This window comes from Streptomyces sp. PsTaAH-137 (assembly GCF_003259365.1).
Taxonomy (GTDB): Bacteria; Actinomycetota; Actinomycetes; order Streptomycetales; family Streptomycetaceae; genus Streptomyces.
Window position 1 is genome coordinate 430,128 of the sequence record NZ_QLLY01000006.1, and the last position, 23,775, is coordinate 453,902.

General features: G+C 71.2%; 24 protein-coding genes. 16 read left to right on the forward strand and 8 right to left on the reverse strand.

Going from position 1 to position 23,775, the window contains the following annotated elements; translation table 11 throughout:
* Nucleotides 1–14: 14 nt before the first annotated feature.
* The 5 genes from K377_RS16535 to K377_RS16555 all read right to left on the reverse strand — a co-directional run bounded on the left by K377_RS16535 (nucleotide 15) and on the right by K377_RS16555 (nucleotide 4,825).
* Nucleotides 15–1,091 (reverse strand): substrate-binding domain-containing protein, encoded by a 1,077-nt coding sequence (locus K377_RS16535; protein ID WP_111664213.1) that lies wholly within the window; start codon nucleotides 1,089–1,091, stop codon nucleotides 15–17.
* A 106-nt stretch (nucleotides 1,092–1,197) separates the two neighbouring features.
* A complete protein-coding gene (locus K377_RS16540; RefSeq protein WP_111664085.1) occupies nucleotides 1,198–1,608 on the reverse strand; it encodes a hypothetical protein in 411 nt (136 codons plus the stop codon).
* Between the two features lie 99 nt (nucleotides 1,609–1,707).
* Nucleotides 1,708–2,919 carry a pyridoxal phosphate-dependent aminotransferase gene (locus tag K377_RS16545; RefSeq protein ID WP_111664086.1) on the reverse strand — a complete coding sequence of 404 codons (1,212 nt, stop codon included), beginning with the start codon at nucleotides 2,917–2,919 and terminating at the stop codon, nucleotides 1,708–1,710.
* A 113-nt stretch (nucleotides 2,920–3,032) separates the two neighbouring features.
* A complete protein-coding gene (locus K377_RS16550) occupies nucleotides 3,033–3,710 on the reverse strand; it encodes a GNAT family N-acetyltransferase (RefSeq protein ID WP_111664087.1) in 678 nt (225 codons plus the stop codon).
* The gene (locus K377_RS16555; protein WP_111664088.1) at nucleotides 3,707–4,825 is read right to left on the reverse strand and encodes a ThiF family adenylyltransferase; all 1,119 of its coding nucleotides are present in this window, start codon (nucleotides 4,823–4,825) and stop codon (nucleotides 3,707–3,709) included. The genes K377_RS16550 and K377_RS16555 overlap by 4 nt, the downstream gene beginning before the upstream one ends.
* Nucleotides 4,826–5,001: 176 nt before the next feature.
* Here K377_RS16555 and K377_RS16560 point away from each other — a divergent pair, with 176 nt between their 5' ends.
* Nucleotides 5,002–5,646 (forward strand): alpha-ketoglutarate-dependent dioxygenase AlkB, encoded by a 645-nt coding sequence (locus tag K377_RS16560; protein ID WP_111664089.1) that lies wholly within the window; start codon nucleotides 5,002–5,004, stop codon nucleotides 5,644–5,646.
* 349 nt (nucleotides 5,647–5,995) lie between these two features.
* Here K377_RS16560 and K377_RS16565 read toward each other — a convergent pair whose 3' ends face one another.
* Together K377_RS16565 and K377_RS16570 are read right to left on the reverse strand one after the other, a co-directional pair.
* Complete coding sequence (locus tag K377_RS16565; protein ID WP_111664090.1) at nucleotides 5,996–7,615, reverse strand: amidohydrolase family protein; 1,620 nt, start codon at nucleotides 7,613–7,615, stop codon at nucleotides 5,996–5,998.
* Nucleotides 7,616–7,736: 121 nt separating this feature from the next.
* A complete protein-coding gene (locus K377_RS16570; RefSeq protein WP_111664091.1) occupies nucleotides 7,737–9,023 on the reverse strand; it encodes an amino acid deaminase in 1,287 nt (428 codons plus the stop codon).
* Nucleotides 9,024–9,156: 133 nt separating this feature from the next.
* On the opposite strand from K377_RS16570, the gene K377_RS16575 reads away from it, so the two are divergent.
* From K377_RS16575 to K377_RS16595, 5 genes are all read left to right on the forward strand, one after another.
* Nucleotides 9,157–10,191 carry a sugar kinase gene (locus K377_RS16575; protein ID WP_111664092.1) on the forward strand — a complete coding sequence of 345 codons (1,035 nt, stop codon included), beginning with the start codon at nucleotides 9,157–9,159 and terminating at the stop codon, nucleotides 10,189–10,191.
* Nucleotides 10,188–10,955: an IclR family transcriptional regulator gene (locus K377_RS16580; protein ID WP_111664093.1), complete on the forward strand. Its 768-nt coding sequence runs from the start codon at nucleotides 10,188–10,190 to the stop codon at nucleotides 10,953–10,955. The genes K377_RS16575 and K377_RS16580 overlap by 4 nt, the downstream gene beginning before the upstream one ends.
* A complete protein-coding gene (locus tag K377_RS16585; protein ID WP_111664094.1) occupies nucleotides 10,952–11,362 on the forward strand; it encodes a RidA family protein in 411 nt (136 codons plus the stop codon). The genes K377_RS16580 and K377_RS16585 overlap by 4 nt, the downstream gene beginning before the upstream one ends.
* A 130-nt stretch (nucleotides 11,363–11,492) precedes the next feature.
* Nucleotides 11,493–12,980, forward strand: coding sequence for a GntP family permease (locus tag K377_RS16590; RefSeq protein WP_111664095.1), 1,488 nt, complete (start codon nucleotides 11,493–11,495; stop codon nucleotides 12,978–12,980).
* A 142-nt stretch (nucleotides 12,981–13,122) separates the two neighbouring features.
* Nucleotides 13,123–13,698: a hypothetical protein gene (locus K377_RS16595; protein ID WP_258395054.1), complete on the forward strand. Its 576-nt coding sequence runs from the start codon at nucleotides 13,123–13,125 to the stop codon at nucleotides 13,696–13,698.
* A 69-nt stretch (nucleotides 13,699–13,767) separates the two neighbouring features.
* Here the strand turns inward: K377_RS16595 and K377_RS16600 are convergent, their stop codons facing one another.
* The gene (locus K377_RS16600) at nucleotides 13,768–14,793 is read right to left on the reverse strand and encodes a chitinase (protein ID WP_111664097.1); all 1,026 of its coding nucleotides are present in this window, start codon (nucleotides 14,791–14,793) and stop codon (nucleotides 13,768–13,770) included.
* A gap of 244 nt (nucleotides 14,794–15,037) precedes the next feature.
* On the opposite strand from K377_RS16600, the gene K377_RS16605 reads away from it, so the two are divergent.
* The 10 genes from K377_RS16605 to K377_RS16645 all read left to right on the forward strand — a co-directional run bounded on the left by K377_RS16605 (nucleotide 15,038) and on the right by K377_RS16645 (nucleotide 23,775).
* Entirely contained in the window at nucleotides 15,038–15,985 is a 948-nt protein-coding gene (locus K377_RS16605; protein WP_258395055.1) for a hypothetical protein, read from the forward strand.
* Between the two features lie 49 nt (nucleotides 15,986–16,034).
* The gene (gene cpaB, locus K377_RS16610) at nucleotides 16,035–16,757 is read left to right on the forward strand and encodes a Flp pilus assembly protein CpaB (RefSeq protein WP_111664098.1); all 723 of its coding nucleotides are present in this window, start codon (nucleotides 16,035–16,037) and stop codon (nucleotides 16,755–16,757) included.
* A gap of 166 nt (nucleotides 16,758–16,923) precedes the next feature.
* Nucleotides 16,924–18,516, forward strand: a complete 1,593-nt coding sequence (locus K377_RS16615) for an AAA family ATPase (RefSeq protein WP_111664099.1) — start codon at nucleotides 16,924–16,926, stop codon at nucleotides 18,514–18,516.
* Nucleotides 18,517–18,593: 77 nt separating this feature from the next.
* Nucleotides 18,594–18,926 (forward strand): TadE/TadG family type IV pilus assembly protein, encoded by a 333-nt coding sequence (locus K377_RS16620; RefSeq protein WP_111664100.1) that lies wholly within the window; start codon nucleotides 18,594–18,596, stop codon nucleotides 18,924–18,926.
* A gap of 1 nt (nucleotide 18,927) precedes the next feature.
* On the forward strand, nucleotides 18,928–20,286 hold the full coding sequence (locus K377_RS16625) for a CpaF family protein (RefSeq protein WP_111664101.1): 1,359 nt from the start codon (nucleotides 18,928–18,930) through the stop codon (nucleotides 20,284–20,286).
* The gene (locus tag K377_RS16630; RefSeq protein ID WP_111664102.1) at nucleotides 20,283–21,233 is read left to right on the forward strand and encodes a type II secretion system F family protein; all 951 of its coding nucleotides are present in this window, start codon (nucleotides 20,283–20,285) and stop codon (nucleotides 21,231–21,233) included. Before K377_RS16625 ends, K377_RS16630 begins: the two co-directional genes overlap by 4 nt.
* Before the next feature lie 6 nt (nucleotides 21,234–21,239).
* Complete coding sequence (locus tag K377_RS16635) at nucleotides 21,240–22,142, forward strand: DUF5936 domain-containing protein (protein ID WP_111664103.1); 903 nt, start codon at nucleotides 21,240–21,242, stop codon at nucleotides 22,140–22,142.
* Between the two features lie 218 nt (nucleotides 22,143–22,360).
* Nucleotides 22,361–22,564: a hypothetical protein gene (locus tag K377_RS42275; RefSeq protein WP_258395060.1), complete on the forward strand. Its 204-nt coding sequence runs from the start codon at nucleotides 22,361–22,363 to the stop codon at nucleotides 22,562–22,564.
* 41 nt (nucleotides 22,565–22,605) lie between these two features.
* Nucleotides 22,606–23,169: a pilus assembly protein TadG-related protein gene (locus K377_RS42280; protein WP_375605926.1), complete on the forward strand. Its 564-nt coding sequence runs from the start codon at nucleotides 22,606–22,608 to the stop codon at nucleotides 23,167–23,169.
* Between the two features lie 21 nt (nucleotides 23,170–23,190).
* On the forward strand, nucleotides 23,191–23,775 hold the full coding sequence (locus tag K377_RS16645; RefSeq protein ID WP_111664105.1) for a hypothetical protein: 585 nt from the start codon (nucleotides 23,191–23,193) through the stop codon (nucleotides 23,773–23,775).

The window sequence follows — 23,775 nt, forward strand, 5'->3', positions numbered from 1 at the left end:
GTGTGTCCCCCCGTTCAGCCGCGTGCCCGGCGGGCCATGTCGTGCAGCACCTTCGAGGTGGGCACGGGCGCCTGCCGGACGCCGGTCAGCTGCTGCTTCAGATAGGTGTCCGCCGAGGCGAACTCGGTGTCGGTGCCCTGCGGCCGGAACCCGTGCCGTACGGCGAGCGCCCGCAACTTCGGTTCGGTGGAGAGGAGTTGGGCGAGGGCCCGGCCGTTCTCGGTGAGCGGTACGGCCGTGTGGTCGCTGTTGACCGTGGTGTCCGGGTAGAGCACCACCAGGTCGTCCGGCTGCTGCCCGTTCGCGAGCAGCGCCGCGACCTGCGACTCGTAGACGAGCACGAGCGGATTGCCCGCGCCGCTGACGAAGTCCCGGAACACGGCGTCCGAACTCGACTGCTGGGCGCCCTGCACGGAGATCAGCTTCTTCAGCAGCGGCGCCGTGCGGTCCAGGCCCGCCTCGTCGGACACGACCCGGCCGCCGTTGGCCACGTACGAGGTGGCGGCGAGGTAGAGCGCGCCGGAGTTGGAGGACTCCGGGTCGGTGGAGGAGATGAAGAGCGTGCCGCTCAACTCCCCGTACTTCCCGGCGCCCTTGAGCTGCTGCCAGGTGCGGTCGTGCCGGGCCGCGTCCAGGTAGGCGCTCATTTTCAGCGTGCCCCGGTGGGCGGTGTCCAGGGTGGCGAGGCCGTTGTCCGCGAGCACCTTGGCCGCGCCCCGGTGGGCGACCACCACCAGCGGCGAGTAGAAGGGCCGCGGGAGCGCGCCGCGCACCTTGTGGCGGCTCGCCAGCTCGACGGCCGGGGCCTGGCTGGAGGGGAAGGCGAGGTCGTACCCCTTGAGGTCCAGGCCCTCCATGGCCCAGGACCCGGAGGTCTCGGCCCGCACGGTGAAGCCCTTGGCGGCCAGCGCCCGCTCCACGTCCTTGTCGGCGAAGAAGTCGGCCTTCTCCGAGCCGATCACCATGCGCACGGTCTTCGTTGCCGTGCTCTTGTCGTCGTCCCCTGCGCTGTCGCTCCGCCCGGCGAGCACGGCGGCGGCGACACCTCCCAGGAGGAGGACGGCGAGGATCATTCCCGCGATTCGTCTCACGCCGAGCAGCCTGCTCGCGGAGGCCAACATTCCCCGGCGGGGCGGGTGAACGGAGGGTTACGGCGCGGTCCCGGTATGCAACGGGAGGTACGTCACGCGCGAAGCGTCACGCGGAGACCAGGTGTCCGGCGCCCGCGTGGTGCTCCATGCGCTGTGCGGCCAGGATCGCGGCGGCGGTGTCCGCGCGGGACGCGGCGACGACCAGGGCGCGGCCCGCGAGGGCGTGCGCGCGCTGGTGGAGACCGGCGAGGTGGGGCTCGTGGATGGCGGCGGCCACCGCGGAGCGGACCGGCGGGTGGCCGCCGCGCAGGCGGGTCACCTGCTCGGCCAGCGCCTCCGCGGCCTCGTCCAGCTCCGTGCCCGGCGAGAGCTGCCGCAGCTCGTCGGTGACCGCGAGCAGCGCGGACAGGTGCCCGGCGAGCTGGATGTCCAGCTCCTCCTCGCGGGAGCGGTGCGGGAAGGAGTCGTGGCCGGCCGCCATCGTGTGGACCGACTTGGTGCGGATCGGCTCGTACATGGCGACCTCCGGGCAGCGACGGGCGACTGACTTGGTCTCCATCGTACCTTAGAAGCTGTCTAATTTAGAACTTGTCCAAAGAAGACCGCCTCCGGCGCGTCACGGCTGGCTGTAGCCGTCCAGGAAGGTCCCGATCCGGGTCACGGCCTCCGTCAGCTGCTGCACCGAGGGCAGGGTGACGACGCGGAAGTGGTCGGGCTCGGGCCAGTTGAAGCCCGTCCCGTGGACGACCATGATCTTCTCGGCGCGCAGCAGATCGAGCACCATCTGCCGGTCGTCCTTGACCTTGAAGACCTTCGGGTCGAGGCGCGGGAAGAGGTACAGGGCGCCCTTGGGCTTCACGCACGTCACGCCCGGGATCTGGGTCAGCAGGTCGTAGGCGACGTCCCGCTGTTCCTTCAGCCGGCCGCCCGGCAGCACCAGATCGCTGATCGTCTGGCGGCCGGTGAGCGCGGCGACGACCCCGTGCTGGCCCGGCATGTTCGCGCACAGGCGCATGTTCGCGAGGATCGTCAGGCCCTCGATGTAGGACTCGGCGTGCGCGCGCGGACCGGAGACGGCCATCCAGCCGACGCGGTAACCGGCGACGCGGTACGCCTTCGACATGCCGTTGAAGGTGAGCGTCATGACGTCCGGGGCGATGGCGGCCGTCGGGGTGTGCGTCACCTCGTCGTAGAGGATCTTGTCGTAGATCTCGTCGGAGCAGACGAGCAGATTGTGGCGGCGCGCGATGTCGGTGAGGCCGCGCAGCATCTCGTCGCTGTACACGGCGCCGGTGGGGTTGTTCGGGTTGATGATGACGATCGCCTTGGTGCGGTCGGTCACCTTGCGCTCGATGTCGGCGAGGTCCGGCATCCAGTCGGCCTGCTCGTCGCAGCGGTAGTGGACGGCCGTACCGCCGGAGAGCGAGACGGCCGCCGTCCACAGCGGGTAGTCGGGGGCCGGGACCAGGACCTCGTCGCCGTCGTCGAGGAGGGCCTGCATCGCCATCACGATCAGCTCGGAGACGCCGTTGCCGATGAAGACGTGCTCGACGTCTGTTTCCACGCCGAGGGTCTGGTAGTGCATCATCACCGCGCGGCGGGCGGCGAGCAGGCCCTTGGCGTCGCCGTAGCCGTGGGCGTCACCGAGGTTGCGGAGCATGTCCTCCAGGATCTCCGGCGGGCACGCGAAGCCGAACGCCGCCGGGTTCCCCGTGTTCAGTTTCAGGATCCGGTGCCCCGCCGCTTCCAGCCGCATCGCCTCCTCGAGCACCGGGCCCCGGATCTCGTAGCAGACGTTGGCGAGCTTGGTCGACTGGATGAGCTGCATGCTCAGACTTTACGGCGGTGTTTCGCCCGGGCGCGCGCGGTTTGCGCCACAGGCGGCGGGACGCGGCGGGGGCACTGCGGATGCGGTGGCACGGGGTGCCGGGTGTCTTCGGATTACGGGGTGGAGGGTGCGGCGGAGCTTGGAACGAGCTGGTCGCGCGCGGGGGTGAGATGGGCCACTGGCGGGTGCTCCGGGGCCTCGGCGGGCGTCCCGTCGAGGATGGCCCGTTCGGCCGGGGTCGCCTGTTCGATCCACTCCGGGGCCAGGGCCGCGTACGTGGTGACGTCGTGCCAGGCGCCCTGGGTGCGGAACAGCCCGCGCAGGGTGGCCTCGGGGTGCAGGCCCGCCGCGAGCATGATGTCCCGCATCCGGGTGTGGTCGGCGCGGTGGCCCGCCCAGATCCGGTACAGCCCGAGCCGGCCGAAGCCGTGGGCCATGAGCAGCCGCCCCGCCTCGTGGCCGTGGCCGCGCATCGGGGCGCCGGGCAGCAGGACCAGGCTGGTCAGCATGGCGTTGCGGCCGTACTCCTCGACGAGCAGGCCCATCATCCCGACCATCGTGTCGTCCCCGGGGGCGCACACCGCCATCGTGTGCTTGCGGCGCGGGTACGAGAACGGCTGCGTCAGGCACTGGACGAAGGCGTCCTGCGCCTGCCGGGCGTCCATCCGGTCGATGCCGAGATACCGGGTCAGCACCCGGTGGGTGTGGATCCGTTCGAACGGGGCGTGGTCGGTGGGACGCAGTTCGCGCAGCCAGAGGTGGTGGCCGTGGAGGTCGGGCAGCTGGTTCACGCGGCGGCTCCCGCCGTCGCGCGGCCGACGAGCCGCTCCAGGTCCACGTAGTAGCGGCCCGACGCGACCGGTTCGCCGAGCAGGATCCGGCGGGCGGTGTCGGTGACGAGGGCGCCGCCGAGCGCCACCCCGCTGGCGAGCTGGGGCCAGCTGGACAGGGTGGTGCCGATCCGGCGCAGGGCGTCGGTCATGGCGGGGCTCAGGTTCTCCTCGTCGCAGACGTCGAGGAGGTGGGCGAGGGCGTCGGCCGGGGCGAGGCCGCGCACCTGGGCCGCCGTCAGGCCGCCGCCGCGGCCGTGGAAGAGCGGGCGGTCCGGCTCCAGGTCGAAGCGTTCGACGTCGAGCAGCCCGCGGTCGTTGGCGTCCATCAGGACGGGGACGCGACGGGCCCGGGCGTGCTCGCGCACGGCCGTCTTCACCCAGGGGGTGTCGCACTCCTCCACGACCAGGTCGAGGCTCTGCTCACCGGCGCCGACGAACGCCCCGACGCTGTCCTCGGTCAGCCCCTCGGGCCACAGCTCGATGTGGAGATAGGGGTCGGTCTCGTACATCTGGCGGGCGCACAGCACGGTCTTGGCGAGGCCGAGGTCGTGCACGCCGGCCCGCAGCCGGTTGAGGTTGCTCAGGCCGATGTCGTCGAAGTCGGCCAGCCGGAACGATCCTCCTACGCCCTCCATGGCACAGGTCAGCGCGGCGCTGTTGCCCACGGAGAGGCCGACGACCCCGATCCTGCGGCCCCGCAGGTGCTCCTGCTGGGCGCTGGTGATCTTGTCCCGGTTGCGGTCCGTGCGCACCCGGCGGAACTCCCGCTCGGGCAGCACCCGGACGAGGCGGCCCGACCACGGGTACCAGACCCAGGTGCCGTACCGGCGCGGGTCGGCGCCGTCGAGCAGTTCGGCGACGGCGGCCTCGTGCGCGGGCCCGGCCGGGGCCTCGCCCGGACGCAGGCAGCGCACGAGTTCGGTGAGCTGGTCCGCGAGGCGGTCGTGCGTCTCGCGGATGTCGCCGGAGGCGCGCAGGGAGTCGAGGCGGGCCCGGTCGGCGGGGTTGACGGGACGCAGCAGGACGGGGCGCCAGGGGGCCGGTGCGGCCGGGGTGTCCGGCGCTCCTCGCATACCTGCGCGGAGAGTGACGGAGGGGGCGGTGTTGATCACGGGTAGTGAAATTAGCAGCGCGAAAAGGTACGAAGGGGGCGCGCAAGGGTTTTGCGCTACGGGAAAACATGAACGATTCGTACTCTGAAACACCTGTCGTTCGAGCGAATGTTCGAATATCGCGTTACGGTGGGGTCATGAGTCAGGTGGGTCAGGCGAGTCAGGCGCTTCAGGGGTCGCTCTTCGATCAGGCCGAGGAGATCGCGCTCGGCCCGCTCGCCGGGGTGCGGCGGACCGTGCTCGGGGCCGGCGCCTGGATCGACGTCCTGCCCGGCTGGCTGCGCGGTGCCGACGTGCTGTACGAGCGGCTGGCCCGGGATGTGCCCTGGCAGGCCGAGCGGCGGCAGATGTACGAGCGGATGGTCGACGTGCCGCGGCTGCTGAGGTTCTACGGCGCCGGGCGGGAGCTTCCGCATCCGGTGCTCGGTGCGGCCCGGGACGCGTTGTCCGCGCACTACGCGGAGGAGTTGGGCGAACCGTTCACCACCGCCGGGCTCTGCTTCTACCGTGACGGGCGGGACAGTGTCGCCTGGCACGGGGACCGGATCGGGCGCGGGGCCCGTGAGGACACCATGGTCGCCATCGTGTCCGTGGGGGCGCCCCGGGATCTTGTGCTGCGGCCTGTGGGCGGTGGTTCGGCTGTGCGCCGGGCACTGGGGCACGGGGATCTCATCGTGATGGGGGGATCCTGCCAGCGGACCTGGGAGCACGCGATCCCGAAATCGACCCGGGCGGCCGGGCCCCGGATCAGTGTGCAGTTCCGGCCGAGCGGGGTTCGGTGACGGTGGCGTCGCCGGGTGCGCCTCCGGTGGGGGCCGGTCGCGCAGTTCCCCGCGCCCCTTGGTTGTCGTTCGGGTGCGGCCCGGTGGCCGCTTCTCGCGCCGTTCCCCGCGCCCCTGAAGGCATGCGCTGCGCGCAGCCTTCCCCTGAGGCTGCGCTCCGCGCGCCTCTCGATGGGGGGCACGGTGGTGTGCCTCCCGGTGGGGGCAGGGGTGGCGCGCCTCTCCTCAGGAGGCGGCGGTGGCGCGCCTCTCCTGAGGGGGCGGTGCTGGCGCGCCTCTCTGATGAGATGGCGCACGAAGTGCGCATCTCAGGGGCGCGGGGAACTGCGCGACCAGCCCCCACCGGCCGTCAGACGGATGACGACCCAGGGGTGCGGCGTACCGAGTGGCCGGCCAGGATGTCGGTGCGGGTGCCGTTTTCGATGACCGGCTTGCCGTCGATCAGGACGTGGGGGATGCCCACCGGGAGGGTGCGCGGCGCGGCGAACGTCGAGCCCGCCGCAACCGTCTCCGGGTCGAACAGGACCAGATCGGCGCGGTAGCCCTCACGGATCAGGCCCCGGTCGGGGAGCCGCAGGCGGGCCGCGGGCCGGGACGTCAGATGCGCGACCGTCTCCTCCAGGGACAGCACGCCCAGATCACGCGCGTAGTGGCCGAGGTAGTGCGGAAACGTGCCGTACGCGCGCGGGTGCGGCTTCGTCCCCTGGAGGATGCCGTCGCTGCCCCCGGTGTGCACCGGATGCCGCATGATCGCGCGGACGTTCTCCTCGTGCCCGACGTGCTGGAGGATCGTCGAGCCCAGGCTGTCCTCAAGCAGCAGGCGGCGCGCGGTGGTCCAGGGCGACTCGGCGTGCTCGGCGGCCGACTCGGCGACCGTCTTGCCGACGTACGAGGCCAGCGCGGGGTTCGTCGTCCCCGAGATCTCGATGCGGTCCCACTCGATCGGCACGCCGTGGCAGCCGTCGGAGCCGATCACCTCGACGTGCTCGCGGATCCGCTCGCAGGTCGCGTCGTCACGGAGCCGGGCGAGGGTGGCGTCGGGGCCGCCCTCGTTGGCCCAGCTCGGCAGCATCGCCACGAGCGTGGTGGCGCCCGGCGTGTACGGGTACGTGTCCAGGCTGATGTCGGCGCCGCCCGCGATCGCCTCGTCGAGGAGCGCGAGGAGATCGACTCCCTTGCCCTTGTTCACGCCGAAGTTCATGGTGGCGTGGGCGAGATGGAGGGCGCAGCCCGCGGTGTTCGTCAGCTCGACCATCTCGCGGTACGCGTCGAGCGCGCCGGCCCCGTAACTGCGGTGGTGGGGGCAGTAGTAGCCGTCGTACGCGGCCACCGTGCGGCACAGTTCGGTGAGTTCGGCGTCCTTGGCGTACATGCCGGGCGTGTAGGTGAGGCCCGAGGACATGCCGACGGCGCCCTGTTCGAGGCCCTCGGCGACGAGCCGCTTCATGTGGTCCAGCTCGGCGTCGGTCGCGTCGCGGTCGTCCCAGCCGACCGCGTACATCCGGACCGTGCCCTGGGGGATGAGGTAGGCGGCGTTCACGGCGATGCCCCGGTCGAGGCGGTCCAGGTACTCGCCGACGGTGCGCCAGTCGAAGTCGACGGAGGTGTCGTCGGGGCCGCCGCCGTTCCAGCCGGTGATGGTGCGGCGGACCTGGTCGAGGGTGCGGTTGTCCACCGGGGCGTAGGACAGGCCGTCCTGGCCGAGGACTTCGAGGGTGACGCCCTGGGCGGCCTTCGCGCTGTGGTCCGGGTCGCGGAGCAGGGCGAGGTCGCTGTGGGCGTGCATGTCGATGAAGCCGGGGCTGAGGGCGAGGCCCTCGCCGTCGAGGGTTCGGGTCGCCGTGGGGCGGGGGCCGTCGCCGGGGCGGTGGATCTCCGCGATGCGGCCGTCGTCGATGGCCACGTCGGCGCGGTAGGAGGCGCCGCCGGTGCCGTCGATCACTCGGGTGTTCTTGATGACCAGGTCCACTGGGGGAGCCTCTCGTCTGCCGGGTTGTCGGAGTGGTGGCGTCTGCGGGCCGGTGGGGCTTCTCGCGCAGTTCCCCGCGCCCCTGAAACGAGCTCCGCTCGTCCAGGGGCGCGGACGGCTGCTAGAAGAACGTCCGTACGTAGTCCACGACCGTGCCGTCGGCCTCGACCACCGGGATCAGCTGCCACTTGTCGAACGCCGTGCAGGGGTGCGACAGGCCCATGCCGAGCCAGTCGCCGACCTCCAGCTCGGCGTCCGGGTCCAGGCGGAGCCACCCGTGCTGGTCGGACAGGCCCGTCACCGTGACCCCGGACGCGTCGCGGACGGTGTCCCTGCGGACGGCCTGGGCCTCGGGGAGGTCGAGGTCGTGGGCGGCGTCGCGCTTGCCGGCGTTGATGAAGGCCTGGTCCGGCGCGGGGCGCGAGACGACCTGCGCCCACAGCCGGAACGCCGGGTGCAGCGCGCCCTCCTCGGGGACCCGGTTGAACGGCGTGAGGTGGCGGTAGTGGCCGTCGTCGTGCGAGACGTATGCGCCGGAGCGCAGCAGCTTCAGGACGGGCAGGGACAGTTCGGGGATGTCCGCGAAGACGTCCGCGACGGCGTCGAACCAGGCGGAGCCACCGGCGCTGACCACGATCTCGTCGGTGCCCGCGAACCGCCCGGCCTTGTCGAAGTCCACCGCGAGCGCCACGAGCCGCCGCAGCCAGGCCCGGACCCGGTCGCCGTCGGCCTCCGGCACCTCGCCCTCGTACCCGGCGACGCCCACGAGCCGCAGCCGGTCGGCGCCGGCCACCGCGTCGGCGACCGCCGCGCACTCGGCCTCCGTGCGGGCCCCGGTGCGCGCGCCGATCCCGGCGCCGAGCTCCACGACCACGTCGACCGGCCGGGTGGCGCCCGCCGCCGCCAGAGCGGCCTGCATCAGCTCCACGCCGCGTACGGAATCCACGTAGCAGACGAACCGGAAGGACGGGTCGGCGTCGAGTTCGCCGGACAGCCAGCGCAGCGCGGCCGCGTCGACCAGCTCGTTCGCCAGGAAGATCCGCTCGATGCCGAACCGCCGTGCCACGCGTACCTGGTGGGGGACGGCGAGGGTGATGCCCCACGCGCCGTGCTCGATCTGCCGCCGGAAGAGCTGCGGCGCCATCGACGTCTTGCCGTGCGGGGCGAAGGTGAGGCCGTGGCGCGTGGCGTACGTCTCCATCAGCGCGAGGTTGTGCTCCAGGCGCTCGGCGGAGAGCGTGAGGACCGGCGTGGTGAAGCCGTCCGTGAAGAGGTTGAGGCGGCGGGCAGCGAGCTCGGCGACCGTGGCGCCCTCGGCCTCGGGCGGCAGGCCCTTGAAGCGGAAGTCCACCCGGTCCTGGGCGAGTGCGTCCAGCGGGTCCGGCGCGTCCAAGCGGTCGGCGGTCATGGAGCCCTCCTCCAGGCGGACTGTTGCATTATTTGCAACGGTCATTGCGTATGTCGCTCACTGCTGTCTAACATCCGAGCCGATGCCGGGTCAACGAAGTCGTCGGCCCACCCCGCCGCGAGGAGGACGCCCCATGAATGGCACGCCGGTGGACGTCGTCGCGCTCGGCGAGTCCATGGTCACGTTCCGGCCCACCGTGCCGGGACGCCTCGCCGACGTGCCCTCCTTCGACCGCGGGATCGGCGGCGCCGAGTCCAACGTGGCGTGCGTGCTGGCCGCCGGCGGACACCGCACCCGCTGGGTCAGCCGGGTCGGCGCCGACGGCTTCGGCGACCACCTGGTCGAGGCCGTCGGCGGCTACGGCGTCGACGTCGGTGCCGTGCGCCGCGACCCCGCCCGCCCCACCGGCATCTACTTCCGCACCGCCGGGGACCGCGGCGGCGACTCCCACGAGGTCGCCTACTACCGCGCCGGATCCGCCGCCTCCGCGATGTCCGTCGACACCCTGGACCTCGACGCGCTGCGCTCCGGCCGCGTCCTGCACCTGTCCGGCATCACCGCCGCGCTCTCCGCCGACTGCCTCGGCCTGCTGTACGCCCTGACCGACGGCTCGACCCCGGGCACCGTCTCCTTCGACGTCAACCACCGCCCCGGCCTGTGGCGCGACCCCGACGACGCGCGGGTCCTGCTCGACCTCGCCCGCCGCGCCGGCCTCGTCTTCGTCGGCGAGGACGAGGCCGAGGACGCCTGGGGCGTCACCGGCGGACCCGACGCGATCCGCGCCGCGCTGCCCGAGCCGTCGCTCCTCGTCGTGAAGCAGGGCTCCGCGGGCGCCGTCGCCTTCGATCAGGACGGCCGCCACTTCGAGCCCGCCCCGCGCGTCGACGTCGTCGCCGCCGTGGGCGCCGGTGACGCCTTCGCCGCCGGGTTCCTCTCCGCGACCCTGCGCGGGCTGCCCACCGCCGCCCGGCTGCGCCACGGCCACCTGTGGGCCGCCGCCGCCCTCACCGTCCCCGGCGACCTCGCCGCGCCCCCGAGCCGCGCCCACGCCGACCGGCTGGTCGCCCTCGGAGCGGACGCGTGGGGGACACTGCACCTCGGCCCCGGCTGGACCGAAGCGACCGAAGCAGCCGACAGCGGGGCCGCCGAGGAGGTACGTACGCCATGAGCCAGACCGTCGACCGCGCGCTCAGCATCCTGCCGCTGCTCGCCGAGGGCCCCGCCGACCTGGGCCAGGTCGCCGACCGGCTCGGCGTCCACAAGTCCACGGCCCTGCGGCTGCTGCGCACCCTGCACGAGCACGGGCTCGTCCACCGCCAGTCCGACCAGCGCTACCGGCTCGGCGCCCGCCTCTTCGCCCTCGCCCAGGAGGCCGTCGAGAACCTCGACGTGCGCGAGATCGCCCACCCCCACCTCACCGCGCTCAACGAGAAGTGCGGCCACACGGTCCACCTCGCCGTGTACGAGGAGCACGAGGTCCTCTACATCGACAAGGTCGAGAGCCGCTACCCGGTGCGCATGTACTCGCGCATCGGCAAGCCCGTCGCCATCACCGTCGCGGCCGTGGCGAAGCTGCTGCTCGCCGACCGGTCCGAGGCCGAGCGCCGCGCCCTCGCGGAGAAGCTCGACTACCCCATGTACACGGCCCGTTCGACCCCCAACGCCCCCGCTTTCCTGCGGGAGCTGGAGAAGGTGCGCGAACAGGGCTGGGCCACCGACCTGGGTGGCCACGAGGAGTCCATCAACTGCGTCGGGGCGCCCATCCGCGGCGCCGACGGCCGCGTCGTCGCCGCCATGTCGGTCTCCGCGCCGAACGTGGTCGTCACCGCCGAGGAACTCCTCACCCTCCTCCCGCTCGTGCGCCGCACGGCGGAGGCCATCAGCCGGGACTACTCCGGTAACCCCCCAAGCAAGGAAGCCAGTTCACGATGACCGAGAAGATCGCCCTCACCCCTGCCACCCACACCACCCCGCCCGCGAAGTTCTCGCACGGCGTCAAGAAGGGCAACCTCCTTCAGGTCGCGGGCCAGGTCGGCTTCCTCCCGGCCGTCGAGGGCCAGGCCCCCACCCCGGCCGGTCCGACCCTGCGCGAGCAGACCCTCCAGACCTTCGCCAACGTCAAGGCGATCCTCGAAGAGGGCGGCGCCACCTGGGACGACGTCATGATGATGCGCGTCTACCTGACGGACGTCGACCACTTCGCCGAGATGAACAAGATCTACAACGAGTACTTCGAGGAGCAGGGCCTCAAGGCCCCCGCCGCCGCGCGCACGACCGTCTACGTCGGTCTGCCCAAGGGCCTGCTCATCGAGATCGACGCGCTCGCCGTCCTCGGCTGACCGTTCCGCGCGTTCTGAACCACCCGCAAGCCGTACGTCGTCACGGCACGGCCCACCCGCTCCCGCAGCGCGGTGCGCCGTGCCGCGATCCCCCCTGCCCTGAAAGCTTCATGCACTTACGAGGTCAACGATGTCCCCGTTCGCTCTCGCCGCCCCGCTCGCGGCCCCCACCGAGGCACCGCCCCACACCGGCGGCCTGCTCACGATCATCGACGGCACGGCCGGTCTGCTGACCGTCGCGTTCCTCGGGATCGTGCTGCTGCTCTTCCTGATCATCAAGGCCCGCATCCAGCCGTTCGTGGCCCTGCTCGCGGTCTCCATAGCCGTCGGCCTCGGCGCCGGCCTGTCGGTCACCGAACTCTTCGGCACCGTCCAGAAGTCCGACGCCGTCTCCACCATCGAGTCCGGCATGGGCGGCACCCTCGGACACGTAGCGATCATCATCGGCCTGGGCACCATGCTCGGCGCCGTCCTGGAAGTCTCCGGCGGGGCCGAGGTCCTGGCCTCCCGCCTCCTGAACCTCTTCGGCGAGAAGCGCGCCCCCCTCGCGATGGGCCTCACCGGCCTCATCTTCGGCATCCCCGTCTTCTTCGACGTCGGCATCTTCGTCCTCGCGCCGATCGTCTACGCGGCCGCCAAGCGCGGCGGCAAGTCGATCATCCTGTACTGCATGCCGCTGCTCGCGGGCCTGTCGATGACGCACGCGTTCCTGCCGCCGCACCCGGGCCCGGTCGCCGCCGCGGGTCTGCTGAAGGTCGACCTCGGCTGGGTCATCCTCATGGGCATCGTCTGCGGCATCCCGGCCGTGCTGGCCGCCTGGGGCTGGGCCGCCTGGATCGGCAAGCGGATCTTCGTCCCCGTACCGCAGGACATGGTGGAGGCCGCCGAGGAGGCGAAGGCCGCCCTGGAGGCCGAGCAGCGTGCCTCGGGCGTCGTCCCGACCGAGAAGCCGGTCCCGCTGGGCACCGTGTTCACCATCATCGGTACGCCGCTGGTGCTGATCCTCCTCGCGACGTTCTCCTCGATCGCCTTCGACCCGTCCACGGGCCGCTCGGTCATCGAGTTCTTCGGCCACCCCTTCGTCGCGCTGACGATCGCCCTGCTGATGGCCTACTACCTGCTCGGCATCCGGCGCGGCTGGTCCCGCAAGTCCCTGGAGACGGTGTCGACGGCGTCGCTGAAGCCGGTCGGCAACATCCTCCTGGTGGTCGGCGCGGGCGGTGTCTTCGGCGCCGTCCTCAAGGCGAGCGGCATCGCGGACGCGCTGGCCGACACGTTCAACGGCATGGGCCTGCCCGTCATCGTCCTCGCCTACCTGATCTCGCTGGTCCTGCGCGTCGCCCAGGGCTCGGCCACGGTGGCGATCGTCACGACCGCGGGCATCGTCGCCCCGCTGCTCTCCGAGGGTCACTACTCGCAGGCGTTCACCGCGCTGGTCATCATGGCGATCTCGGCGGGCTCCATCTTCGCCTCGCACGTGAACGACGGCGGCTTCTGGATGGTCTCCAAGTACTTCGGGATCAGCGAGCGGGACACGCTGCGCACCTGGACGGTCCTGGAGTCGGTTCTCTCCGTCGCCGGGTTCGCGGTGGCGGCCGTGGTCAGCCTGTTCGTCTAGCTCATTTCGTCTGGCTCATTCGTCACGCGGAGGGACGGCGCCATGGCTCACCGTAGTGAGCGGCGCCGTTCCGCCCGTTCGTGACCAGGACGTAAGGGGCCGGGGGCCCCGGGACACAGAGTCGTCCGCCATACTTCGGCGCGTGGAGCAGCGTATGGACAGTCAGAAGGTCACGCCCGTCGCCGGCGCCGGTTTCGACCCGGCGTCCGTCCCCGGTCTGACGTCTCCCGCGAAGGAGACGGTTGTCGAGGACGCCCAGGCCACCGAGGCGGAAGCGGACGAGCCCGCGGGGGAGGTGAGCACGCCGTCCCTGGAGAAGGAGACGCCCGAGCGGGAGGACGCCGAGGACAGTGCACCCGAAGCGGCCGAGGACGCCGACGCGGAGGAACCCGCGAAGACCGACGAGGCCGACAAGGCTGACAAGCCCGCCAAGGCGGAGAAGGTCGACGGCGCCACGCTGGAGGCCAAGGACCGTCGCGGCTCCATCACCGTCGACGAGACCGGCGTCCGGTACACCCTCGACGACCAGCAGGCCGACTTCACCTGGGACGAGATCAGCGCGGTCGAGTACGGCACCTCGCGCAAGCGCCTCACGGTGACGGTCCACACGCCCAACAGCCGCTGGTACCCGAACGATGTCGAGGCTCCCGACAAGTCCCGCCTCAAGGAGTGGACCGAGAGCCTCGACAAGGCGCTGGACGCCTACTTCGAGGACTGAGGTCCGCGAAGGTTCCGGCAGCGCCGCCGGGGGAGCGGCGGCGCTGCCCGTTCTTGTCGGCCGGCCGGACTACAGGCCGTGCACGTGCGCGCCGACGGCCGAGGACCAGGCGTTGCCGGCCGTCGCGTCCCAGTTCGTGGACCAGGTCATCGCGCCGCGGATGCCGGGGTACGTCTTCGACGGCTTGAAGGAGCCGCAGTTGGTGCCCTTGGCGAGGCAGTCGAGCGCGTCGTTGACGACCGACGGGGCGACATAGCCGCTGCCCGCCGCGCTGGACGAGGCCGGGACACCGAGGCCGACCTGCGACGGGTCGAGACCGCCCTCCAGCTGGATGCAGGCGAGCGCGGTCAGGAAGTCGACCGTCCCCTGGCTGTAGACCTTGCCGTCGCAGCCGAGCATCGAACCGCTGTTGTAGTACTGCATGTTGACCACCGTGAGGATGTCCTTCACGGCGAGCGCGGTCTTGAAGTACTCGTTGGCCGTGGACTGCATGTCGATGGTCTGCGGCGCCATCGTCAGCACGAATCCGCTGCCCGCCTTCGCCGCCAGCGACTCCAGCGCCTGTGACATGTAGGTGGAGTTGAGGCCGTTCTCCAGGTCGATGTCGACGCCGTCGAAGCCGTACTCCTGCATGAGCGCGTAGAGCGAGTCGGCGAAGTTCGTGGCCGAGGCGGAGTCGTTGATCGAGACGGTGCCGTTCTGGCCGCCGACCGAGATGACCACCGACTTCCCGGCCGCCTGCTTGGCCTTGATGTCGGCCTTGAACGCGTCCTCGGTGTAGCCGCCCAGGCCCGCCGAGTCGAGCGTGAAGTCGACCGCGCCCGGTGTCGTCGTGGCGTCCGCGAAGGCCACCGCGACGATGTCGTAGTCGGACGGCACGTCGCTGAGCTTCTGGACCGCCGCGCCGTTGTCGAAGTTCTGCCAGTAGCCGGTCACCGCGTGAGCGGGGACGGCGGCCGCGGCGCTCTGCGCGGTGGGGGCCGCGTCCGCGCTGCCGGCCGTGGCCATGAACAGACCGGTCGCGGCGAGGGCCGCGGCCGTGAATCCGCCGATGAACGTGCCGAGTCGGCCGTGCCGGCGAAGGGAGTGCGTCATTCTCTGCCTCCGAGTGGGGCGAACCGTGGGGGAGTTGGGGAAGCAGCTGCTGGAGATACAAACTGGTCCAGACCAATGCCCCTGTCAAGGGTTCCGACAGTGCGGAGGTGATGGTTCCGGGCCAACTCCTGCCCATCCGGCCATGAACAGTGAGAAGTTGGGTGTTCAGGAGCGCTCACGTGGATATGGTGCTCAGGCAGAACGCCGTCAGGAGGAGCAGCGCAGAGCGACCGGGGGTGCGCGCGTGCCGACCGCCATAGCCGTGACCGACCCCGACCTCGTGCTCACCTCGCCGGACCGGCACACTCCGACGGCCTCGGTGCTGCCCGTGGGCGAGGCGCAGGAGCGGTATCCGCTCGACCGCGCGATCATCGACGTCCACACCCTGATCGAACAGCACGGCTATGTGATCGTGCTCTGCCCGCAGTCGGCACCGGACACGGTCCTGCACCGACTGCACGCGATCCGTTCCGTGCTCGAAAGCGACCGGATCGCGATCCTGCGCCCCGAGCTGCCACCGCTCGGGCTCGCCGTACTCGCTCTGCAACTGCGCCAGTTGTCGATCTGCGACTTCAGCCCCGGTGTGCTCGCCTCGGCCGCGCGCCTGCTCGCGCACTACGTGTACGCGGGCGCCGTCGTCGGCTCCGTCGCCAAGCTGGACCGGGTCCCCGTCACCCTGCGCGCGCACGCCAAGTCCTGGTCACCGAACGCCCAGTTCGCCGTCGTCGCCTCGCCCCAGCCCGAACTGGTCCGGCTCACCGGGGCGGCCGGCGAGGCGCCGGGCGGGCCCTCCTTCGGCACGCACCTCTTCTACGCCACCGGGCAGAGCGCCGCCGACTGGGTCACCGGCGAGCTCGCCCGGGCCTGGCGGGTGCACGGGGTGACCGAGGCGCGGCTGCCCGCCGAGTCGGCGCGCTGGTGGGCGACCGGGAAGCCCGGCAGCCCCGGCCGGATCGTGGAGTTCGCCGCCGCCATCCCCGACATCTCCGTGCTCTACCAGCTCGTGTCGTCCGTGCGGCGCGAGGACTGCCGCTGGTGCGGGCTCGAACTCATCGGTGACCGCTGCGGGTTCTGCGCGGCGCCGCTGTCCGACGGCGCGCCGCCCGAGCGGGTGGGCGGCGGGCGGCAGACGGCGGCGCTCCGGCCGGCGGCGGCCTCGGCACGGGCCGCATTGCCGCGCGGCCCCCATTGACCCCGTCCCGCCAGCCGTCCCGTCGTCTACCCACGAGGTTGTCCCGTCCATGAACTCACGTCAGCGCCGCGGCGTCATACTCCTGGTCGTCTCGGCCCTGTGCGCCCTCGGCGCGTTCGCCGGTGTGCTGTCGGTGATCAAGGACGTGAACTCCAAGGTGGGCCCGGAGCGGACCGCGTACCGGCTGAAGACGGACATCGCCCCGTACAAGGAGCTGACGGCGGACCAGTTCGAGGAGGTCGACATGCCCGAGCGCTGGCTGTCGTCCACGGCCGTCACCCGGATCGGCGACATCCGCGGCAAGATCGCCGTCACCCAGCTGAAGAAGGGCTCCCTGCTCCAGGCCGACATGATCGTCTCCCGGCCGCAGCTCAAGGCGGGGCAGCAGGAGATCGCCATCATGATCGACGCCGAGACGGGCGTCGCCGGAAAGATCAACCCCGGTTCTAAGGTGAACATCTACGCCACCTTCAAGGCCGCCAACGACAAGCAGCGCGACCAGTCGAAGGTCATCGTGGAGAGCGCCGAGGTCATGGACGTCGGCAAGCTCACCCCGATCGACCAGCAGGGCGCCAACGCCTCCGACAACAACGGGATACGGCGGCAGGGCGAGGCGGTACCGATCACCTTCGCGCTCGGCGCCGCCGATGCCCAACGGGTCGCGTACGCCGAGTCGTTCGCGACCCACGTGAGGCTGGCACTGGTCGCACCGGGCAGCGACGGGGCGGTCCCGCCGGGCGACCGGACGTACACGCTGGACGAGGACAAGTAGGGGGTCGGGTGATGGTGATGCGCGCAGTTCCCCGCGTCCCTGGCGCCGCCTTGGGCAGTCTGCCGCCTGGGGCGGCACGGGTGGGCGAGGCGGCGGGTGCCGGGGGCGTGTTCGTGGGGCGGTGCGCGCAGCGCGGACCGGGGTACCCGTACACCGAGGAGGCCCGGTGACCACTCGTATTCTGCCCGCCGTCGGCGATCCCGACAGCGCCCGCGCGCTCATCACCCTGCTCTCCCAGCTCCCCGACACGGAGCCGGCCCCGCCGGTCCCCGACTCCACGGCGCTGCTCGACCTCCTGGCCCGCCTCGCCGCCGAGTCCCTGGACGAACTCCCCGAGGTCGTCCTCGTACACGAACGCATCGGCCCCGTACCCGCCCTGGACCTCATCCGGGACCTGGTCCTGCGCTTCCCGGCGGTCGGCGTCGTCCTCGTCACCGCCGACACCAGCCCGGCCCTGCTCACGGCCGCCATGGACAGCGGCGCCCGCGGCATCGTCGCCTTCCCGCTCAGCTACGACGCCCTCGCCGAACGCGTGCACGCCGCCGCCTCCTGGTCCGCCGGTATGCGCCGCCACCTCGCGGGCAGCACCGGCAACGAACTCGTCCCCGCGGGCGGCGGCGGCCGCGTCGTCGCCGTCACCGGCGCGAAGGGCGGCGTCGGCACCACCCTCACCGCCGTCCAACTCGCGCTCGCCGCAAGCGCGTCGGGCCGCTCGGTCGCCCTGCTCGACCTCGACCTCCAGTCCGGCGACGTCGCCTCCTACCTCGACGTCCAGTTCCGCCGCTCCGTCGCCGACCTGGCCGCCATCACCGACATCACCCCGCGCGTCCTCCAGGACGCCGTCTTCACCCACGAGACCGGAATCGACCTCCTCCTCGCCCCGGCCGACGGCGAACGCGGCGAGGAGATCACCGACCGCGTGGCCCGCCAGGTCGTCCACGCCCTGCGCGCCCGTTACGAGGTCGTGGTCGTCGACTGCGGTACGCAGATGGGCGCCGCCAACGCCGCCGCGATCGAACTCGCCGACCAGACCGCCCTCCTGATCACCCCGGACGTCGTCGCCGTCCGCGCCGCCAAGCGCATGATCCGCCTCTGGGACCGGCTCCAGATCCGCAAGGCCGAGGAGACCCTGACGGTCGTCAACCGGTACGCGCGCTCCGCCGAGATCCAGCCGACCCTGGTCGAGCGCGTCACCGGCACCAGGACGGCCCGCACCACGATCCCCGCCGCCTTCCGGGAGCTCCAGGCCGCCGTCGACGCGGGCCGTATGCAGGACCTCGACAACCGTTCCTCGGTGAAGCAGGCGATGTGGACGCTGGCCGGCGAACTCGGCCTGGTCGCCACCCCGGCCCCCGACGCCACGGCCGGCCGCCGCACCCGCCGCCGCGGCGACAAAGGCGCCGTCACCCTCGAATTCGCCGCGATGTTCCCGCTGGTGCTCGTCGTCATGGGCCTGCTCTGGCAGTGCGTGCTGTACGGATACACGTACTCACTGGCCGGGAACGCGGCGGACGAGGCGGCACGGGCCGCGACCTCGGCCCAGGCGGGCACCGGCGACTACGGCGGCGCCTGCCAGACGGCGGGCCGTAAGAACCTGCCGTCGGCGTGGAGTGGCGCCACCATCAGCTGCGCCCCCGAGGGCACGGTCATGAAGGCCACAGTGCAGGTCGACGTCCCGCTGTTCTTCCCCGGGGTGAACCCCGGGTGGTCCGTCACGGGTGAGGCCGGGGCGGCGACCGAAGAGGATCTGGGACAGTGAAGCGCCCCATAGGGGCGCGGGGAACTGCGCGACCAGCCACGACGCACCCGCGCCTGAAGGACGACCGGGGCGTCTCCATGCTGGAGTTCGCCGGCTTCCTCCCCTTCCTCCTGGTGATCGGTATGGCCGCGATCCAGCTCGGCCTCGTCGGCTACGGCGCCAACCAGGCGGGCAGCGCCGCCCGCGCCGGAGCCCGCGCCGAATCCCTGAACCCGGGAACCGGCGCGACCGCCATCGCGGAGTCGGCAAGTGGCTGGCTGCACCCCAGACCGAGTGGCTGCGGCGGAGGCGGCCCCACGGTCACCTGCACCGTCACCGTCCACGTCCGGGCGATCATCCCCCTCTTCGACGGATGGGACATCACCCGCACCGTGACCATGCCCAGCGACCAGACCGACCAGGGGAGCTGACATGAGCCTGCGCTCCAGAGTGGTCGCCACCCGCGACCCCGCCGGAGGCGAACCGTCCCGCGACGACGGCCTCGTCGCCGTCTACCGCGCCAAACTCCTCGAAGAGATCGACCTCGCCGAGATGTCGACCCTCGCCGCGGTGGACCGCCGGGCCCGCCTCGAACGCGTGCTGGGCCACATCATCAGCCGCGAGGGCCCGGTCCTCTCCTCCACCGAACGCACCCAGCTGATCCGCCGGGTCGTCGACGAAGCGCTCGGCCTCGGCATCCTCGAACCGCTCCTCGCGGACGCCTCCATCACCGAGATCATGGTGAACGGCCCGGACGCCATCTTCGTGGAACGAGCGGGCCGCGTGGAACAGCTCCCGCTCCGCTTCGCGTCCCCCGAACAACTCATGCAGACCATCGAACGCATCGTGTCCACCGTGAACCGCCGCGTCGACGAGTCCAACCCCATGGTCGACGCCCGCCTGCCCACCGGCGAACGCGTCAACGTGATCATCCCGCCGCTCGCCCTGACCGGCGCCACCCTCACCATCCGCCGCTTCCCGCGCGCGTACAGCCTCAACGAACTCCTGGACCTCGGCTCCCTCGACCAGCACATGCTGATGCTGCTCGCGGCCTGCGTCCGGGCCCGCTTCAACATCATCGTCAGCGGCGGCACCGGCTCCGGCAAGACGACCCTCCTGAACGCCCTCTCCGCGCTGATCCCGCCCCACGAGCGCATCATCACCATCGAGGACTCGGCGGAGCTCCAGCTCCAGCAGGACCACGTCATCCGCCTCGAATCACGGCCGCCGAACGTCGAGGGCAAGGGCCAGGTCACCATCCGCGACCTCGTCCGCAACAGCCTGCGCATGCGCCCCGACCGCATCATCGTCGGCGAGGTCCGCGGCGGCGAGACCCTGGACATGCTTCAAGCCATGTCCACGGGCCACGACGGCTCCCTCGCGACGGTCCACGCCAACACCGCCGAGGACGCCCTCACCCGCCTCCAGACCCTCGGTTCGATGTCCGAGGTCGACGTCCCGTTCGAGGCCCTGCGTGACCAGATCAATTCGGCCGTCGACGTCCTCGTACAGCTCACCCGGCACGCCGACGGCTCCCGCCGGGTCACCGAGATCGCCCTCCTCGTCAGCCACGGCCGCGAACAGTTCACGATCGCGACGGTCTCCCGCTTCGCCGCCCAGCCGCACACCTACGGCGAGGCCGGCCCGCGCCGCGTCCACGGCTACTACGAGCATCTGCCGCTGCCCCGCCGCGTCGCCGACCGGCTGTACGTGGCGGGGGAGTCGGTGCCACCGGCCTTCGGGGTGGTCGAGTCCGTCGACGTACTGAACACCAGGGAGGCCACGGGATGACGAACCCGGTGCTCATCGCCCTCGGCGCCACGGTCCTGGCCTGCGTCGTCGCCGTCGCGGGCGTCCACGTCTACGCGTCCGGACGCGCCCAGCGCCAGGCGCTCGTCGACCGCCTCGACGACTACCCGGCCGGCGGCTACGGCTCCGGCGCGGGCGGCCGCACCCGGCGCTTCCGCTCCGTCGACCACCGTCTGCGCCGCACCCGCCTCGGCAAGGCGCTGCACCTGCGCCTCTCCGCCACGGGCCTGGACGTCACCCCGGGCGAGTTCTTCGTCTACGTGGCCGTGGTCGTCGTCGTCCTGTGGCTGATCGCGGCGACGGCCCTGGCCCCGTTCTTCGGGCCGATCGCGGGCGCGGTGGGCGTCTGGGGCGCCGTCATCTTCCTCAACTGGCAGCGGCAGAAACGCATCGAGGCGTTCATCAACCAACTCCCGGACGTGGCCCGCCTCCTGGCCAACGCGACGGCCGCCGGCCTCGCCCTGCGCACTTCACTCGCGATGGCGGCGGAGGAGCTGGAAGCCCCCGCGGGCGAAGAACTCTCGCGCGTGGCCGACCAATTGTCACTCGGCCACTCGGTCGACGACGCCCTGGACGAACTGGCGACCCGCCTCCCCTCCCGCGAACTCATCGTCCTCGTCACCACACTGGTCCTGGCGAACAAGGCGGGCGGCACGGTCGTCTCCTCCCTGCGCAACCTCACCCAGACCCTGGAGGACCGCAAGGAGACCCGGCGCGAGATCCGCACGATGCTCTCCGAGGTCAACGCCACCGCCTTCACGGTCCCGCTCCTCGGCCTGGGCTCGCTGATCCTCATCAACGCGTCGAACGACGGCGCCCTGGCCCGGGTGACCGGCTCCCCGATCGGCCAGACCCTGATCCTGGTCTCCCTCGGCCTCTACGCGATCGGCTTCTTCGTCATCCGCCGCCTGGGAAAGATCGAGGTCTGAGGCACCATGTCCACCCCCCTCCTCGGCCTCCTCCTCGCCCTCCTCATGGGCCTGGCCGTCCTCGGCGTCTTCCTGGGCGTCCGCATGTACCGGGCCGACGCCAAGATCCCCAGCGACCTGGCCCTCGCCCTGGAGGTCGGCGCCACCCGCGTCTCGGCCCCGTCCTCGGCGGTCGACCGCCTGGGCATGCGCTTCGCCCCCTTGATCCTGCGCCTAATGGGCCCCCGCCGCGTCGACGCCAAGCGCCGCCGCATCGACATGGCGGGCAACCCGGGCGGCCTGACCATCGACCGGTACGCGGCGCGACGGGCGGTGTACGGGGCCTTCGGCGTCGTCATGGCCCTGGTCTTCCTCTCCAGCGGCTCGCCCCTCCTGGCCGTACTCACGCTCGCCTTCGGCGCGTTCGCCGCCGACGCGCTGATCCTCCAGGCCGTGCGCGAACGCAAGGACGTCATCGACCGCACCCTCCCCGACTTCCTCGACGTCCTCGCGGTCGTCGTCTCGGCGGGCCTGGGCTTCCGTCAGGCCCTGGACCGGGTCGCCGAGAAGTACGAGGGCCCGTGGGCCGACGAACTCCGCATCACGTTGCGCCAGATGGACATGGGCGTCCCGCGCCGCCAGGCGTTCGACGAACTCCGTCGCCGCAACTCGTCCGAGCAGGTCGCCCAGTTCGTCTCCGCCCTTCAGCAGGGCGAGGAACTGGGCTCACCCATCGCGGACACCCTCATCCAACTGGCCACGGACATGCGCCGCACCGACGCCCAGAACTCCCGCCGCCGCGCAGCGAAAACAATCCCGAAGGCAACGATGGTCACCCTGGTCTTCATGCTCCCGGCCACCATGATCCTTATCGGCACGGGCATGTTCCTGGGCTCTGGCTCCAACTTCGGCTCAATATTGGGGCGTTGACTGGCTACAGTGTTCCCGACCATTGTTGGCAGTTGCGAACGCGATGGGGAGGGGGGCGAGAATGCGACGGACATCCCCGCATGAACTTACGGTCAAACGACAGCAGTTAATTGTCGAATCTGAGTACAAGCGGTTGCTGGTCGCGTACGTTGCGTACGGTACGCGCGCGAGCGTGGCCGTCGCACGGGGAAGGAGAGATCGTGACCAGGGATCGGCTCATCGGGGTGTGGGTCAAGTGGACGATTTCGGTGTCGGAGCGGGTTCGCGGGGCGCGGCGAGATTCCGGTGCCGGGTTCGTGGAGTACGCGGGGCTGATGATTCTGATCGCGGGGATCTTCTTGGCCATCGATGCGCTCGGGCTCGACGGCAAGATCTCTCAGGCGATCGGCAACGCGGTCGCCCGCGTCACCGGCGGCGGCTGAGGGCGCTTCGTCTCAGCGGTGACCGGGGGTCCACACTCCCGATCTATATCTGGCTCACAGGGATACTGCTCTTCGCCGCACTCGCCTTCTTCGCCTTTGCGCAAGCCGCTTCAGTACGGAACGGTGCCCAATCAGCCGCGGACGCCGCGGCGCTGGCAGCCGCACAGTCCTCGCGCGACGAGTTGATGGTCGGCTTGGGAGAGGCCATCGACGATGGCGGCGACTGGTTGGACTGGCTCGATGGGCAGAACCTCGTCGGGACGGACGCCCAGGCAGCGGCGGCGCAGCTGGCCGCCGACAACGACTCGGACGTGATCGCGGGCCCCGACGCCACGCAGGTCAACGGATTCCCTGGCTACCGAGTCGAGGTACGGACCCGGTACACGGTGGGCGACACGGTCATTCCCGGTACGGAGAGCAAGCACGCCACGGCCCACGCCACCGCGGTGGTCCAGCCACGCTGTGAGTTCCCCGCGGACGCGGATTTCAAGAAGGCCGTCCAACTCGAATGTGACGGGACTCCATTTGAAATCGACCCAGAAGATTTCCACCTGGAGGACCTGCCCGACGCGTCGGCTCTGTTCTCCGTCCACTTGGCCGACTGACGAGAAAGGGAAGCCGTAGCGATGAACCTTCGGCGCACTACGACGACCCGCCGGGCACTGGCCGCGGTGGCGATCACAACGGGCCTTGTCCTCTCCGCGACAGGCTGCGGAGGCGGTGACGACAAGGGCGACGACGCTCCGAAGTCCTCCTCGAAACAGAGTGACGCCGGAGACAAGCCGACGGCGTCATCATCGGCGGACGCCGAGCAGACGCTGGCCGAGGTGAAGAGCAACGGCATCACTCTCACGGTGACCTCGGCCAAGCGTGACCAAGGTGGTTACGTCACTGTCAGCGGCTCGGTGACGAACGGGACGTCTGGCATCTGGCTCGCCACCGAGTGGAAGAGCGACGAGAGCGAGTTGCAGGGAAACGCTGCCTCCATGGCCGGTGCCAGCATCGTCGACCAGGCGGGCAAGAAGAGGTACCTGGTGCTCCGGGACACTCAAGGACGCTGCCTCTGCACCAAGTTCCAGGGCGGTATCGACCCGGGTAAGACCTCCGACTGGTTCGTCCAGTTCCCCGCGCCCCCCGAGGGCACCACCTCCGTCCAGCTCCAGATCCCCACCATGCCCCCGGCCCAACTCGACATCACCGAGGGCGATTGA

Bases quoted from the DNA above. Each gene is read 5' to 3' on its own strand.
- K377_RS16540 (WP_111664085.1), bottom strand. From the start codon at position 1,608: ATGTACGAGCCGATCCGCACCAAGTCGGTCCACACGATGGCGGCCGGC.
- K377_RS16545 (WP_111664086.1), bottom strand. From the start codon at position 2,919: ATGCAGCTCATCCAGTCGACCAAGCTCGCCAACGTCTGCTACGAGATC.
- K377_RS16555 (WP_111664088.1), bottom strand. From the start codon at position 4,825: ATGCGAGGAGCGCCGGACACCCCGGCCGCACCGGCCCCCTGGCGCCCC.
- K377_RS16560 (WP_111664089.1), top strand. From the start codon at position 5,002: ATGAGTCAGGTGGGTCAGGCGAGTCAGGCGCTTCAGGGGTCGCTCTTC.
- K377_RS16570 (WP_111664091.1), bottom strand. From the start codon at position 9,023: ATGACCGCCGACCGCTTGGACGCGCCGGACCCGCTGGACGCACTCGCC.
- K377_RS16575 (WP_111664092.1), top strand. From the start codon at position 9,157: ATGAATGGCACGCCGGTGGACGTCGTCGCGCTCGGCGAGTCCATGGTC.
- K377_RS16580 (WP_111664093.1), top strand. From the start codon at position 10,188: ATGAGCCAGACCGTCGACCGCGCGCTCAGCATCCTGCCGCTGCTCGCC.
- K377_RS16585 (WP_111664094.1), top strand. From the start codon at position 10,952: ATGACCGAGAAGATCGCCCTCACCCCTGCCACCCACACCACCCCGCCC.
- K377_RS16590 (WP_111664095.1), top strand. From the start codon at position 11,493: ATGTCCCCGTTCGCTCTCGCCGCCCCGCTCGCGGCCCCCACCGAGGCA.
- K377_RS16600 (WP_111664097.1), bottom strand. From the start codon at position 14,793: ATGACGCACTCCCTTCGCCGGCACGGCCGACTCGGCACGTTCATCGGC.
- cpaB (WP_111664098.1), top strand. From the start codon at position 16,035: ATGAACTCACGTCAGCGCCGCGGCGTCATACTCCTGGTCGTCTCGGCC.
- K377_RS16620 (WP_111664100.1), top strand. From the start codon at position 18,594: ATGCTGGAGTTCGCCGGCTTCCTCCCCTTCCTCCTGGTGATCGGTATG.
- K377_RS16625 (WP_111664101.1), top strand. From the start codon at position 18,928: ATGAGCCTGCGCTCCAGAGTGGTCGCCACCCGCGACCCCGCCGGAGGC.
- K377_RS16630 (WP_111664102.1), top strand. From the start codon at position 20,283: ATGACGAACCCGGTGCTCATCGCCCTCGGCGCCACGGTCCTGGCCTGC.
- K377_RS16635 (WP_111664103.1), top strand. From the start codon at position 21,240: ATGTCCACCCCCCTCCTCGGCCTCCTCCTCGCCCTCCTCATGGGCCTG.
- K377_RS16645 (WP_111664105.1), top strand. From the start codon at position 23,191: ATGAACCTTCGGCGCACTACGACGACCCGCCGGGCACTGGCCGCGGTG.